This window comes from Ruegeria sp. AM2, from assembly GCF_056540685.1.
On record NZ_JBQFXE010000001.1, the window covers coordinates 510,545 to 524,222 of the forward strand.

General features: G+C 58.0%; 18 protein-coding genes. 12 read left to right on the forward strand and 6 right to left on the reverse strand.

Translation table 11 applies throughout. The features are described from left to right. Positions 1-75: 75 nt before the first annotated feature. Positions 76-624, forward strand: a complete 549-nt coding sequence (locus ACR0CR_RS02530) for a GNAT family N-acetyltransferase (protein ID WP_480596443.1) — start codon at positions 76-78, stop codon at positions 622-624. Between the two features lie 20 nt (positions 625-644). On the opposite strand, the gene ACR0CR_RS02535 is transcribed toward ACR0CR_RS02530, so the two are convergent. The 5 genes from ACR0CR_RS02535 to nthA form a co-directional block, all read right to left on the reverse strand. Further along, a complete protein-coding gene (locus ACR0CR_RS02535) occupies positions 645-887 on the reverse strand; it encodes a DUF2842 domain-containing protein (protein ID WP_480596445.1) in 243 nt (80 codons plus the stop codon). Beyond that, positions 887-2,182 carry an adenylosuccinate synthase gene (locus ACR0CR_RS02540; RefSeq protein ID WP_480596446.1) on the reverse strand — a complete coding sequence of 432 codons (1,296 nt, stop codon included), beginning with the start codon at positions 2,180-2,182 and terminating at the stop codon, positions 887-889. The genes ACR0CR_RS02535 and ACR0CR_RS02540 overlap by 1 nt, the downstream gene beginning before the upstream one ends. Before the next feature lie 217 nt (positions 2,183-2,399). Next, on the reverse strand, positions 2,400-2,735 hold the full coding sequence (locus ACR0CR_RS02545; protein ID WP_480596448.1) for a nitrile hydratase accessory protein: 336 nt from the start codon (positions 2,733-2,735) through the stop codon (positions 2,400-2,402). Further along, a complete protein-coding gene (nthB, locus tag ACR0CR_RS02550) occupies positions 2,732-3,409 on the reverse strand; it encodes a nitrile hydratase subunit beta (protein ID WP_480596450.1) in 678 nt (225 codons plus the stop codon). Before nthB ends, ACR0CR_RS02545 begins: the two co-directional genes overlap by 4 nt. Continuing rightward, positions 3,406-4,020 (reverse strand): nitrile hydratase subunit alpha, encoded by a 615-nt coding sequence (gene nthA, locus ACR0CR_RS02555; protein ID WP_480596452.1) that lies wholly within the window; start codon positions 4,018-4,020, stop codon positions 3,406-3,408. The genes nthB and nthA overlap by 4 nt, the downstream gene beginning before the upstream one ends. A 151-nt stretch (positions 4,021-4,171) precedes the next feature. On the opposite strand from nthA, the gene secG reads away from it, so the two are divergent. The 11 genes from secG to ACR0CR_RS02610 all read left to right on the forward strand — a co-directional run bounded on the left by secG (position 4,172) and on the right by ACR0CR_RS02610 (position 12,728). Then, complete coding sequence (secG, locus tag ACR0CR_RS02560) at positions 4,172-4,537, forward strand: preprotein translocase subunit SecG (RefSeq protein ID WP_480596454.1); 366 nt, start codon at positions 4,172-4,174, stop codon at positions 4,535-4,537. 159 nt (positions 4,538-4,696) lie between these two features. Continuing rightward, entirely contained in the window at positions 4,697-6,340 is a 1,644-nt protein-coding gene (locus ACR0CR_RS02565) for a CTP synthase (protein ID WP_480596456.1), read from the forward strand. A gap of 93 nt (positions 6,341-6,433) precedes the next feature. Next, entirely contained in the window at positions 6,434-7,210 is a 777-nt protein-coding gene (locus tag ACR0CR_RS02570; RefSeq protein ID WP_480596458.1) for an isocitrate lyase/PEP mutase family protein, read from the forward strand. Positions 7,211-7,279: 69 nt separating this feature from the next. After that, entirely contained in the window at positions 7,280-7,573 is a 294-nt protein-coding gene (locus ACR0CR_RS02575; protein WP_480596460.1) for a DUF1330 domain-containing protein, read from the forward strand. A 42-nt stretch (positions 7,574-7,615) separates the two neighbouring features. Then, a complete protein-coding gene (locus ACR0CR_RS02580) occupies positions 7,616-8,065 on the forward strand; it encodes a tellurite resistance TerB family protein (protein ID WP_170652574.1) in 450 nt (149 codons plus the stop codon). A 21-nt stretch (positions 8,066-8,086) separates the two neighbouring features. Then, on the forward strand, positions 8,087-8,524 hold the full coding sequence (locus ACR0CR_RS02585) for a tellurite resistance TerB family protein (protein WP_480596462.1): 438 nt from the start codon (positions 8,087-8,089) through the stop codon (positions 8,522-8,524). 5 nt (positions 8,525-8,529) lie between these two features. Then, entirely contained in the window at positions 8,530-9,273 is a 744-nt protein-coding gene (locus tag ACR0CR_RS02590; RefSeq protein ID WP_480597509.1) for a phosphate/phosphite/phosphonate ABC transporter substrate-binding protein, read from the forward strand. A 125-nt stretch (positions 9,274-9,398) separates the two neighbouring features. Further along, positions 9,399-10,175 (forward strand): ABC transporter ATP-binding protein, encoded by a 777-nt coding sequence (locus ACR0CR_RS02595; protein ID WP_480596464.1) that lies wholly within the window; start codon positions 9,399-9,401, stop codon positions 10,173-10,175. A gap of 31 nt (positions 10,176-10,206) precedes the next feature. Continuing rightward, positions 10,207-10,956: a transporter substrate-binding domain-containing protein gene (locus tag ACR0CR_RS02600; RefSeq protein WP_480596466.1), complete on the forward strand. Its 750-nt coding sequence runs from the start codon at positions 10,207-10,209 to the stop codon at positions 10,954-10,956. Positions 10,957-11,037: 81 nt separating this feature from the next. Then, positions 11,038-11,925, forward strand: a complete 888-nt coding sequence (locus ACR0CR_RS02605; RefSeq protein WP_480596467.1) for an ABC transporter permease — start codon at positions 11,038-11,040, stop codon at positions 11,923-11,925. Beyond that, positions 11,922-12,728: an ABC transporter permease gene (locus ACR0CR_RS02610; RefSeq protein WP_480596469.1), complete on the forward strand. Its 807-nt coding sequence runs from the start codon at positions 11,922-11,924 to the stop codon at positions 12,726-12,728. Before ACR0CR_RS02605 ends, ACR0CR_RS02610 begins: the two co-directional genes overlap by 4 nt. Here the strand turns inward: ACR0CR_RS02610 and ACR0CR_RS02615 are convergent. Further along, the gene (locus ACR0CR_RS02615; RefSeq protein ID WP_480596471.1) at positions 12,725-13,534 is read right to left on the reverse strand and encodes a M90 family metallopeptidase; all 810 of its coding nucleotides are present in this window, start codon (positions 13,532-13,534) and stop codon (positions 12,725-12,727) included. The genes ACR0CR_RS02610 and ACR0CR_RS02615 overlap by 4 nt on opposite strands. Positions 13,535-13,678: the final 144 nt, after the last annotated feature.

A 13,678-nucleotide genomic window follows, 5' to 3' on the forward strand; every position in this document is an offset into this window, starting at 1 on the left:
CAGTGCAGAAAAATGCTAGGCTGAGTCCAAGGTTTGACTTCATCACGATGTCCTACTTCTTAAGGAGTTTCAGGCATGTACGATCTTGCAATCCGACGTCTGCGCGTTTTTGATGAGGCGCAGATCGAAACGCACTTTCAGAATCTTGACGACGAAGCACTCAGATCCCGCTTCGGCATGGTTGTTCCCCGAAAATTCGTTGAAAACTATGCATCAGGTGTTCTGAGCAATTCGGCGCTGGTTTACGGAGCCTTCCCGGATTCGCACCTGCGCGGCGTTGCGGAACTGCGTCATGTCGAAGACGGCCCAACTTATGCGGCTGAGGCCGCGTTTACGGTGGAAACACCGTGGCAAGGGCACGGAATTGGCGACGCCCTACTCTCTCGGCTTATCGCGGGTGCGCGCAACCGTGGCATCCGAGAGGTTCACATGCTGTGCCTCGCCACCAACCAGCGCATGCGTCACCTGGCAAATAAGCACGACGCCGACCTGAAACTTGTGCCGGGTCAAGTTGAAGCGACCCTGACACCACCATGGCCAACACCCTTCAGCGTTGCCCGGGAACTGGCCGGGGAATACCACGCATATGCCCGCGCTGTATTCAGTTGGTCGGAAGAACGCTGAAGGGTGCTTTTATCGGCCCCCTATTTGGGGCCTTCATCGGGGTCTTCTTTCCCGACACCTCGGAAAACGAATTTGAACGGCAGGGCCCAGAGCACTCCCAAAGCCACATAAACCAGAAATTCCAACCAGATAGGTGGGCGCTCAAGCCAATTCACAACCGTTACAACAGCAACGATGTATATAGGCAACCCAACCAGCAATAGAACCATCGACCAGCGGCGACGGGCCTTATAGCTGAGCCCTGTCTTTTGGCCCTTTACCATCAGTCAGCAAACGGGTCGGTCACCAGAATGGTGTCCTCCCGCTCCGGACTTGTGGACAGAAGCGCAACGGGGCATTCGATCAATTCCTCGACCCGGCGCACGTATTTGATAGCGTTGGCGGGCAAATCCGCCCAACTGCGCGCGCCTTCTGTGGACTCACTCCATCCCGGCATTTCCTCGTAAATCGGAGTGCATCTTGCCTGCTGATCCGCCGCGGTTGGCAGATAATCCAGACGGGTGCCGTCCAGTTCGTAGCCGACGCAGATTTTCAGCGTCTCGAATCCATCCAGCACGTCCAGCTTGGTCAGCGAAATACCGTTCACACCGCTCGTCGCACAGGTCTGGCGCACCAGACAAGCATCGAACCAACCGCAACGACGTTTGCGGCCGGTGGTGGTGCCGAACTCATGCCCTCGCTCGCCCAGGCGCTGGCCATCTGCATCCTCCAATTCGGTCGGGAACGGGCCTTCTCCAACGCGGGTCGTATAGGCTTTGACGATTCCCAATACGAAATCTATTGAGCCTGGTCCGATGCCCACACCCGTCGCTGCCTGCCCGGCGATCACGTTTGATGAGGTTACAAACGGATATGTCCCAAAATCGATATCAAGTAACGCCCCCTGTGCGCCTTCAAACAGGATGCGCTTGCCCGCTTTGCGCTTTTCGTTGAGCACTTTCCAAACGGGCGCTGCAAAAGGCAATATCTCTCCGGCAATGTTTTTCAGCTGAGCAATCAGCGCGTCGCGATCCACCGGATCAATCCCCAAACCCTTGCGCAGCGGATCATGGTGCTGCAACGCACGGTCCACGCGTGCCTCAAGCGTCGCCTCATCGGCCAGATCGGCGACACGAACCGAGCGGCGCCCAACCTTGTCCTCGTAAGCCGGGCCGATACCGCGCCCAGTGGTACCGATCTTGGTGCCCTTACTCGCAGCCTCTTCCCTCGCGCGGTCCAACTCACCATGGATCGGCAAAATCAGCGGCGTATTTTCGGCAATCATGAGCGTTTCAGGCGAGATGTCGACGCCTTGTGCGCGTATTGTCCCGATCTCTTTGATCAGATGCCATGGGTCCAAAACAACGCCATTGCCAATCACACTCAGTTTGCCGCCGCGCACCACGCCCGAAGGCAACGCGTGCAGCTTGTAGACCTCGCCATCAATAACCAGGGTATGTCCGGCGTTGTGCCCGCCCTGAAAACGCGCGATCACGTCCGCCCTCTCGCTGAGCCAATCGACGATCTTGCCTTTTCCTTCGTCACCCCACTGGGCGCCGACAACAACCACATTGGCCATATCCGGTCCTTTTGCGCTGAGTTATCAAACTCGGCTCGTATAGCGATGTGTCCACCGCAGGGAAACCGGTATTTCGCCGCAGTCCAGAACCGCGCTGCGCGCGGTGCCTCCGGCGGGGATATTTTTGGCCAGATGAAGAACGGATCCCCAGCTTCATCTGGCTCTAAATATCCCGGGGGAGTCGCCCGAAACGGGCGGCGGGGGCAGCGCCCCCAATCTAGGACGGTATCAAGCGAACCGGTTGGCCATGGGGCGTCGTAAGATAGGCGTCTTCCCAAGCGGTTTTCAGGTCGGCGACGTCCTGCTTGGGTGCATCCCCTTTTTCTGCCAACAAAGCTTCGAGAGTCTCGAGCCACGCGTGAAAATAGTCATCCCCACCATCCAGGTCGCGGTTCAGGCCGTTGCGTTTCAGTGTACCCGAAAATCGCTCGGCCCAGTCGGGCCAGTCAAAACGTCCCGCTTCGTTCAATGCGACCGTGACCGCAAATACCTGCGCATGCCAAGGTTCCGCAAAGACTGGTTCTGGGGCTGCATGGGATAGGCACTCTGTCATGCGGGCTCCAGATAGCTTTGCCACAAGTCCAGAACCACTTCGTCCTTGGGGTTTTCCGGCCTCGCCCAAAGCTCGGACGCCGGGAATACTACGGCATAGAGTGGCTCGGGCGCTTCACCGAGCCCATGCGCATTGGAGTCCGGCAGTACGTGTGTGCCATGCATGCGCAAGACCCGTCCCGTCGCCGCTGCCGCGTAGACCGGCAGTCGCGTGTGTCCGCCATCCACCAACCGGTTCGCCACCGGTTGAACGGTCCGCACCGCCTGCCCGACTTCGAATTTCTGCTGCACATCAGACGGACGATCCGCCGGACCGCCCTTGGAAAGAGCCGCAGATACGGCATCGGCTTTCAGCGCGCGAGAGGCTAGAGGGTGAAGACCATCAGAATCTGACGACGTGAGGTCATCGCGCGTCAGAACCCCCTGCTCCACCAACAAGTCGGTCAAACCGGCAAGCCATTTTTCATAGTAGGAAAAGCGCGCATAGTCCTTTGGCGACAGTCTTTCGCGGGCATGGCGAGAAATATCGATGTTCCATTGGCCTAGAAACCCCGCCGCCAACGTGACCGCCAGCGCACGACCATGCCATTCTTCAGGAAAAACAGGACCGTTTTCGTCTTCGGGAATGACGGGCCCATCCCCAAACCGCCCGCCCATGTCATGAGCACGAGTCATGATGGCACCGTGGGTAGGCCCGTTCCGATCATGCTGTCGCGGGTCACCAATGCAGCCAGCGCGTCTTCGTCCAGTCCTTCGGTGTTTTCAGGGCGCATCGGCAGGACTAGGTAACGCATCTCGGCCGTGGAATCCCAAACTCGAACAGCGCTCGAATCGGGCAAAGTAACGCCAAATTCGGACAGAACCTTGCGCGGTTCACGCACTGCTCGGGCACGGTAGGCGTCGGACTTGTACCAGCCGGGAGGAATCCCAAGCAGCGGCCAAGGGTAACAGCTACAGAGGGTGCAGACGACCATATTGTGTTGTTCGGGCGTATTCTCGACAACAACCATATGTTCGCCTTGACGACCATAGTATCCCATATCGGCGACAACTGGAGTCGCATCCTCAAGCAAGGCTGCCTTGAATGCGGGATCGCTCCAGGCCTTGGCGACGACGCGTGCACCGTTCTGCGGGCCGATCTTGTTCTGATAGGTGTCGATGATCTCATCCAGCGCCGCCGGATTGATCAGACCCTTGCGGGTCAGAATCGTCTCAAGCGCTTTGACACGAAGCGCGGGTTCGGGCGGCAAAAGGGCGTGCGGGTGGTCGTGATCGTCATGTGGCATGAGACGCAGCCTGCGTTACAGATCAACGCCCTGTCCAGTCCCTTTGCCGTGATGTGCAACATCACCGACCGTGATGCCAACTCGTCCCTTGCCCCCGGAACCAAACTTGCATAAGTACCACGCGATACACGCCACGCTGTACAGGACCACCATGGAAAACGTCGTTCTCATCATCCATCTTCTTCTGGCTTTGGGCCTGATCGCCGTCGTTCTGATGCAGCGGTCCGAAGGTGGAGGCCTTGGCATGGGTGGCGGCGGTGGCGGGGCCATGACGGGCCGTGCGGCGGCGACGGCGTTGGGCAAAGTCACTTGGATTCTGGCCGGGTGCTTTATCGTCACCTCAATCACACTGACCATTCTGGCGGCTCAGAAATCTTCAGGCAGTTCGGTCATTGACCGTCTGGGCGTTCCTGCCCCGGCCGCGACCGAGGAAAGCTCGCCTGCGGTTCCGTCTGCGGATGACCTTTTGCCACCGGCACAGGGCGACAACGCGCCGCTGATCCCGCAGGCCGACTGACACACAAAACCTAGAATTGAGAAAGAGAACTGCAACAGCATCTTGCGGTTCTCTTGCGCTTTGGGCGCGAATCCTTTATACGTGAAGTCCCGTGGTGCTGCGGTTTTTTCAAGCCGCCGGGCAGCTGATTTTGACGTCTCACGGGAGCAGCCGAAAAACATGGCGCGTTTTATATTCATCACTGGTGGTGTGGTTTCGTCCTTGGGCAAAGGGCTGGCTTCGGCGGCTCTGGGATCGCTGTTGCAGGCACGGGGATACTCGGTGCGTTTGCGCAAGCTAGACCCCTATCTGAACGTGGATCCGGGCACAATGTCACCGTTTGAACATGGCGAAGTGTTCGTCACTGATGACGGGGCCGAGACCGATCTGGACCTTGGTCACTATGAACGTTTCACCGGCGTGGCGGCCCGCAACACCGACTCAGTCAGCTCGGGCCGGATCTATTCCAACGTGCTGGAAAAGGAACGCCGGGGTGATTACCTGGGCAAGACCATTCAGGTGATCCCCCACGTCACCAACGAGATCAAGGATTTCATCGCCATTGGCGAGGATGAGGTCGATTTCATGCTTTGCGAAATTGGCGGTACCGTGGGCGACATCGAGGGCCTGCCTTTCTTCGAAGCCATTCGTCAGTTCAGCCAGGACAAGCCCCGCGGTCAGTGCCTGTTCATGCACCTGACCCTGCTGCCTTACATCAAAGCCTCGGGAGAGTTGAAAACCAAGCCGACCCAGCACTCGGTGAAAGAGCTGCGCTCAATCGGTCTGGCCCCTGACATTCTGGTCTGCCGGTCCGAAGGCCCGATCCCGAAGAAAGAGCGCGAGAAGCTCGCCTTGTTCTGCAACGTCCGCCCTGACAGCGTGATCGCCGCACAGGACCTTTCGACGATCTACGACGCGCCTCTGGCCTACCACAAGGAAGGTCTGGATCAGGCGGTTCTGGATGCATTCCAGATCAGCCCGGCCCCCAAGCCCGATCTGACGAAGTGGGAAGATGTCAGCGACCGCATCCATAATGCCGAGGGCGAAGTGAAAGTCGCGATTGTCGGCAAATACACCCAACTCGAGGACGCCTACAAGTCGATTGCTGAGGCGCTGACCCATGGCGGCATGGCCAACCGTGTTAAAGTCAAAATCGAATGGGTCGATGCCGAAGTGTTCGACACCGAAGACGCCGCCCCCTATTTGGAAGGTTTCCACGCCATCCTTGTTCCCGGCGGGTTTGGCGAGCGCGGTACCGAAGGTAAGATCAAGGCCGCACAGTATGCGCGCGAGCATAAGGTGCCCTATCTGGGCATCTGTCTCGGCATGCAGATGGCCGTGATCGAGGCGGCCCGCAATGCCGCTGGAATTGCCGAGGCAGGTTCGGAAGAATTTGACCATGAGGCTGGTAAAAAACGTTTTGAACCAGTTGTTTATCACCTGAAAGAGTGGGTGCAGGGCAACCACAAGGTCGAACGCAAAGTCGGCGACGACAAGGGCGGTACCATGCGCCTGGGCGCGTATAACGCGGTTCTGGCCGAAGGTTCGAAGGTCGCGGACGTCTATGGCGGCACCCAGATCGAAGAACGTCACCGTCACCGCTATGAGGTGGATATCAAGTATCGCGACAAGCTGGAAAAGGCGGGCCTGAACTTCTCGGGCATGTCTCCGGACGGTCGCCTGCCCGAGATTGTGGAATGGTCGGATCATCCGTGGTTCATCGGCGTTCAGTATCACCCGGAACTGAAGTCGAAACCTTTCGACCCGCACCCCTTGTTCCGCGAGTTTGTGCGCGCTGCGAAAGACACCTCGCGCCTCGTCTAAGTCACCGCAAAGTGAGGGCTGCTGCGAAAAAAACTATACGCAGCGGCCTTTGTCACGGTTAACTGTCGGCAAGCAACCGACAGGAGACCGGCCATGACTGATCAGATCACGCGCGCAGAAACCTTTGCCGCCCTGCATAAGAAGGGCAATCCGGTCATCCTTTACAACATTTGGGACGTCGGCAGCGCCAAGGCGGTTCAGGATGCTGGTGCTCAGGCGCTGGCTACTGGCAGCGCACCAGTTGCGATGGCGCAAGGGTTCAGCGATGGCCAGAATATCCCGATGGACTACGCGCTGGATAATGCGCGCCGGATCGTTGGCGCGGTCGACCTGCCGGTCACATTGGATTTCGAAGGGGCCTACGCCGAAGACGCATTGGGCATCGCCAACAATGCGCGACGCGCGCTGGAGACTGGGGTCATTGGCTTCAATTTCGAAGACCAGATCGTCGGAACCAAGGACCTCCACGCCATCGAAGCGCAAGCAGCACGAGTCGCTGCAATGCGCGAAGGTTGTGACGCGGCTGGTATTCCCGCATTCATCAACGCGCGGACTGACATCTTTCTGAAGGCCGCCCCTGACACGCATAGCGAGGCAATGCTGGAAGACGCAATGGCGCGCGCGAAAGCATACGAGGATGCCGGTGCCAGCGGATTCTTCGCGCCGGGATTGAAAGATGAAGACATGATCGGACGTCTGTGCGAGGCAACTGCCCTTCCGGTCAACATCATCGCCCTGCCCGGCACGCCGGACACGCCGACGCTTGCCAAACTCGGCGTGGCGCGCATCAGCTATGGACCCGTACCCTACCGGCAGATGGTTGCATGGCTGCAGGAGAAGGCCAGCGAGGCCCTGCAGTCCGGGGGCTGAACGTTATTAGGGGATTGCAATCTGAGACGTTCCTTCGCACCTTGCGCTGGATAGCGGAGGAGGAATTAGATGGCCAAAGGGTATTGGGTTGCACATGTCGACGTGGACGACATGGAGACATATAAGAACTACATCGCGGCAAACGCCTCACCATTTGCTGAATACGGCGCGAAATTCCTGGTCCGTGGCGGCGAAAGGACCAATGTCGAGGGCAAAGCCCGCGCGCGGACGGTTGTAATCGAGTTCTCCAGCTACGAACAGGCGCTGGCCTGTTACGAAAGCGAAGGGTACCAGAAAGCCAAAGCTTTGCGCGATCCAGTTTCAACCGGCGATTTAGTGATCATTCAGGGCTATGACGGGTAGTCACCGCTTGGCGGACCACAAAATATGGAATAGGCTGGCCTCATGCTAAAGAAACTCTTTCAGGCGTTTCGCCCGCCACAGCACGACAACTTGCCAGACCCGGATGCCGAATTGGCGCTGGGTGCGTTGATGGTGCGCGTCGCGCAGGCGGATCGGGACTATAAGCTGGAAGAAATCAGTCTGATCGATCGAATCCTCGCCAGGTTGTATCAGCACAACGCGATTGAGGCCGCCAAAGTGCGCGCAACGTGCGAGAAACTGCACGCCGCCGCTCCGGAAACCGATACGTTCGGCAAGCTGATCCGTGAAACGACTGATCTGCAGGAACGCCTCGCCGCGCTGGATGCGCTGTGGGAGGTGGTTCTGGCCGATGGCAACTCGGACGAAGGTGAGATCAAGATCGTCGAGGAAGCCCGCGCCGCAATGGGGCTGAGCTTCAATGACAGCAAGGCCGCACGAGAACGCGTGCAAAGCCGCTTGGAAGCCAGTTAAGCCGGGGCTATATCTGTTCCCATGTTCAGTGAATTTCTGTCCAGGCTCACGCAGCCTCAGCCCGACCCACTTGCCGACGACGACGCCCGACTGGCCCTGACGGCCCTTCTGGTGCGCATCGCCCGCTCTGACAACGACTATGCCGACAGCGAAATGGCGCGAATCGACCGGATTTCGGCGGAACGCTACGGCTTGTCCCCTTTCGAAGCAGCCGGCCTGCGCGCCCGCGCCGAAGATCTTGAGGCCGAGGCCCCTGACACCGTTCGTTTCACGCGCGCCATCAAGGAAGCTGTGGCCTATGAGGATCGCTTGGCCGTAGTTCAAGCCATGTGGTCGGTTGCTTTGGCTGATGGGCACCGGACCGGTGAAGAGGACTCACTGCTGCGGCTGGTGGTTAGCCTGCTGGGGGTCAGCGATGTCGATTCGGCTTTAGCCCGCCAAAAGGCCGCCAAATCGTGATTGCGATGCTGGGCATGTACGACATGCCCGCGCTGCAATCGGTTAATGACCGGCTTTGGTCGTCGATTCGCGACAATCTAGGATTTGGACCCGATCACCTGACGCGCGACCGCGACGTTTGGGACGTCTGGCAGGACCCGGAACTGGTGCTGGCGCAAACCTGCGGCATGCCTTACCGCACCCGTCTGCACGGCAAAGTGCAGTTGGTCGGGACGCCACACTATGACCTTCAAGGCTGTCCGCCTGGCTACTACTGCTCGGTTTTTGTCGCCCGAGCCGAAGACAATCGCGACCTCCACGACCTGACCAAGGGCACCTTTGCTTTTAACGAGGCCGTGTCACAGTCCGGATGGGCCGCGCCGATTACTCACCTGACAAAGTTGGGTCTGGCCCCCGGCGAATTGCTGGAAACGGGCGGCCATGCGCTGTCCGCGCAGGCAGTTGAGGACCGGCGCGCTGACTTTGCGTCGCTTGACGCGCTGACTTGGGTCTTGCTGCAGGAAAACACCGAATTGGGTGGTGCGTTGCGCGAAGTTGCTACCACGCGTCCCACGCCTGCCCTGCCCTTCATTACCGCATTGAACCAGAACCCACACCGGATCGCAGAGGCCGTTCGTGCGGCGATAGGCGACATGCCAATCGTAGATCAGAGATCTTTGCATCTGTGCGGTCTGATCGATATTCCTGCCGATCAGTACCTCAGCGTCCCCAATCCGCCCACGCCAAAGGCATTGCGCGCATCGAACTGACGATTTCGGGCAGAACGTCTGGTCAATTTGGCCGTATCTGCGCTTGATCTTATCATTTGCGCATTGCATTGGTCCGATTTTTCGGCCCTAGTACCGCATCAACACCAACCACTCTTGGACCGCCCGTGACAGAAACCGCTCCCGTCATCGAGATCAGAAACCTTCACAAGAGCTTTGGACAACTCGAAGTCCTCAAGGGTGTCGACATCACGGCCCATCGCGGCGATGTGGTGTCATTGATCGGGTCATCCGGTTCGGGAAAATCCACGCTTTTGCGTTGCTGCAACCTCTTGGAAGACAGCCAGGAAGGTGAAATTCTGTTCAAGGGTGAACCGGTTCGGTGGGCCGGCAACCATCACCACCGCCGCCCTGCCGACCCCAAACAGGTCCTGCGCATCCGTACCAACCTGTCGATGGTGTTTCAGCAATTCAACCTGTGGGCTCATATGACCATCCTGCAAAACGTGATGGAGGCCCCGATCACCGTTCTGGGCCGCGACAGGGCCGAGGTCGAAGATAGTGCGCGCAAGTATCTGGAAAAGGTCGGCATCGGCGACAAATGTGATGTCTATCCCGCGCAATTGTCGGGCGGTCAACAACAACGCGCGGCAATCGCACGCGGTCTGTGCATGGAGCCCGAAGCGCTGTTGTTCGACGAACCGACCTCGGCGCTGGACCCCGAGCTGGAACAGGAAGTGATCAAGGTCATCAGAGACTTGGCCGCCGAAGGGCGAACCATGATCATCGTGACCCACGACATGAAAATGGCTGCCGATATCTCGAGCCACGTGGTGTTTCTACATCAAGGCCGGATTGAAGAAGAGGGCCTGCCAGAGGACCTCTTTACCACGCCCGAATCCGAAAGGCTTCGGGGTTTTCTCTCCGCCACTCAGGCGGCATAACTCAGGACAGAACAACTTAGGGGAGTTACCAATGAAAAACCTGATTCTGACCACTGCAGCGCTGGCGCTGACAGCCGGTTTCGCGATGGCCGACACCGTGCGCATGGGCACCGAAGGCGCCTACCCTCCGTACAACTTCATCAACGATGCCGGTGAGATCGACGGGTTCGAGCGTGACGTCGGCGATGAGCTGTGCAAACGCGCCGGTCTGGAATGCGAATGGGTCAAGAATGACTGGGATTCGATCATTCCGAACCTTGTCTCGGGTAACTACGACACCATCATCGCAGGCATGTCGATCACCGACGAGCGTGACGAAGTGATCGACTTCACTCAAGACTACTATCCTCCAACCGCTTCGGCATATGTAGCGACCTCTGACGCGGCGGATGTGGCAGGCGGTATTGTTGCTGCGCAAACTGCCACCATCCAGGCAGGTCACGTCGCCGAAACCGGTGCAACCCTTGTCGAATTCGCAACGCCTGAAGAAACCATCGCGGCCGTTCGAAACGGAGAAGCCGATGCCGTTCTGGCAGACCGTGATTATCTGGTCCCGTTGGTAGAGGAATCGGGCGGTGAACTGGTCTTTGTTGGAGATCCGGTTCCGCTGGGCGGTGGCGTCGGCATGGGCCTGCGTGAAAGCGACGGTGAGTTGCGCGGCAAGTTCGACGAAGCCATCACTTCCATGAAAGCCGATGGCACACTGAATGAAATGCTGATCAAGTGGTTCGGTGAAGAAACCGCCACTTACGGTACTGACGGTTCAGTCGTCACCAACTAGTACCTAACACATTCCGGCCCGGTGCCTCAGCGCCGGGCCGCGACACCGGCGTTGCCGGTAAAGACGTTCGAAAGACGCCATATGTTCTCCTACTGCGCTGATCCCGACACGCTCGGCACGTTCCGATGGTTTTCGTGTTATCTGACCAATGGCGTCCACTGGTCGTTTTACCTGTCATTCATCAAGGTCCTTGCCCTGCTGGCCGTCACCGCCCCGGTTGCGCTGAGTTTTGGTTTTTTGGGCGCAATGTCTGCCCGGTCGCACTTCCCGCCGCTAAGCTGGCTGGGCAAAGCGTATATCGCCATCGTGCGTGGCGTGCCCGACATCGCATTCTTTCTGTTTTTCGTGATTGCACTTGATCAGGGATTCGAGTGGCTTCGCCACAAGGTCTTGTGCCCCGAATGGACCGACCCGGTGCGCCAGGGCAATGACTTCATCGTTTGTCAGGCCGCGAAACTGCCGCTGGGAACGTCACCGGAATGGGTGCATGAAACCTACGGGTTCTGCCTGGCCGTCATCACCTTCTCCATCGTGTTCGGAGCCTTCGCAGCAAACGTCCTGTTCGGCGGCATGCGCGCCGTGCCTCACGCCCAACTGGAAACGGCCGAGGCCTATGGCATGACCCGCCGCCAGACCTTCTGGCGCATTCTCGTGCCGCAGATGTGGGTCTACGCTCTGCCCGGCCTGTCGAACCTGTGGATGGTCCTGATTAAGGCCACGCCGCTGCTGTTCCTGCTAGGCATCGAGGACATCGTTTATTGGGCCCGCGAACTGGGCGGCACCAAAACCTCGCGCTTTACCGACTACCCCCACGGCGACTGGCGCATGTGGTATTTCCTCGCACTGCTGATCTTCTACCTCGGCATGACCCGCGTGTCCGAGATCGGTCTTGAAAAACTGATGCGCCGCCTGTCCCACGGTCAGGCCACATCCGGCGGAGAGCTTCTGCGAAAGGAGACTACCGCATGAGCTGTCTCCAGACCATTCAGGATTACGGCCTGCGCTCGCTGGGCTTTGGCGAACGCCTGCTACCCAAAACTGATTTCACACTGTGCGAGCATTTCACGCTGATCGGCTCGGGCATGATCTGGAATATCTATTTCGGCATCATGGCGATGGTCACCGGCTTCTTCCTTGCTACCGCGCTGGCAGTCGGAAAGGCCTCGCCGAACAAATGGCTGCGCAATCCGGCCGAGTGGTTCATCTTTCTCTTCCGCGGTTCGCCGCTGTTTATTCAGTTCTTCTTTGCCTATTTCTTCTTCCTGTCGCTAAAGAAACCCTACCCGATGTTCGATGCCTTCACATCGGCGTGGTTGGGGGCATTGATCGTCCTTTTCCTGAACACCTCGGCCTATTCGGGCGAGATCTTCTATGGCGCACTTCGTTCGATCCCTAAAGGCGACATCGAGGCGGCAGACGCCTATGGCATGTCCGGCTGGTCGCGCTTCCGGCGCATTGTCTGGCCTACCATGCTACGACTGGCGTGGCCTGCCTATACCAATGAAGCGATCTTTGTGTTTCAGTCCACCACGCTGGTTTTCTTCTCGGCCTTCCCGGCCTGGCAGCAACGGGGTGACGCCCTGTATTACGCCAGTTACTTCGCGGACAAGACGTTCAACCCTTTTGTCCCTTACCCGATTCTGGCGTTCTATTTCATCCTCTTGACGCTTGTGATCGTCTGGAGCTTTGGCCGCGTCAACAAACGCCTGAACCGCCATTTGCCGTCAGACAAACGTGGCAAAATGCGGTTCAGATTGAACCTGGCGCGCTAGCTCCAGTCCGCCGGGTTCAACCTGAATAGCTGCGAAAGTTGTTCGTAAACCGCCGGAACTTCGTGCTTTAGCGCGCGGGGCTGCTCGAAGAACACTTCGACCGAGACAGCAAAGAACTCTTCGTGTCCAGTCGCGCCGTAAGGATCGATTACAGTGTGTTGTCCGCGCTCGACCGCTTGAACATGGGCGTCATAGGCGGTTAAAAACACCCTCTCCCATTCGGCAAAACTCTGCCCTTTGCTCAGGATCGGAACGCCATTGGTGCCGCCTGAAAGGTCATCGATCTGATGTGCGAATTCATGCAGGACCACGTTTTGACCGTCATGGTCGTTCAAAGCGCCTTGTTGGCTGTGTGCCCAGGACAGGATCACCGGACCCCGATCCCAGCTTTCCCCGGTGCGGACGATCTCTTTTTCGGTGACAACATATCCGGAATGCCGCTGCTGTTTTGACTTAAATGCATTGGGATAAATCAGGATCGTCGTCAGATTGTCGTACCAAAGATCGCTGTTGATCACGAGCAAACAGGCCTGTGCGGCGATAGACAGTTCCATCTCCTCAGTCACGTCCAGCCCGTCGCACCCGACAAAACTCACCTGATCCAGGAACAAGATAACCTTTCCATCCAGCTTGCTGCGCAAATCCTTTGGCAAGCGTTTGATGATCGGCACTTGCGCGTCAATCACACCGCGCTGATGTTCGGTCAGATTGGAGGCCAACAGGCGGTCACGTTTTTGCTTTTTGAACCAAAACCAAAGGGCGACCCCACCCGCAACAAGTGCCAGAAATAAGAACCAGTAAACCATAGGCGGACACTATCCCGTTCCAGAACGACAGGAAAACGGAAACTTAGATGGTCTGTTCACACCGACGCGTGCCGCTTTCACATAGTGCCGAGGACTCTTGGCGTATAATTTGATCAAATTTCGTGACATGCCAACAGACGTCAT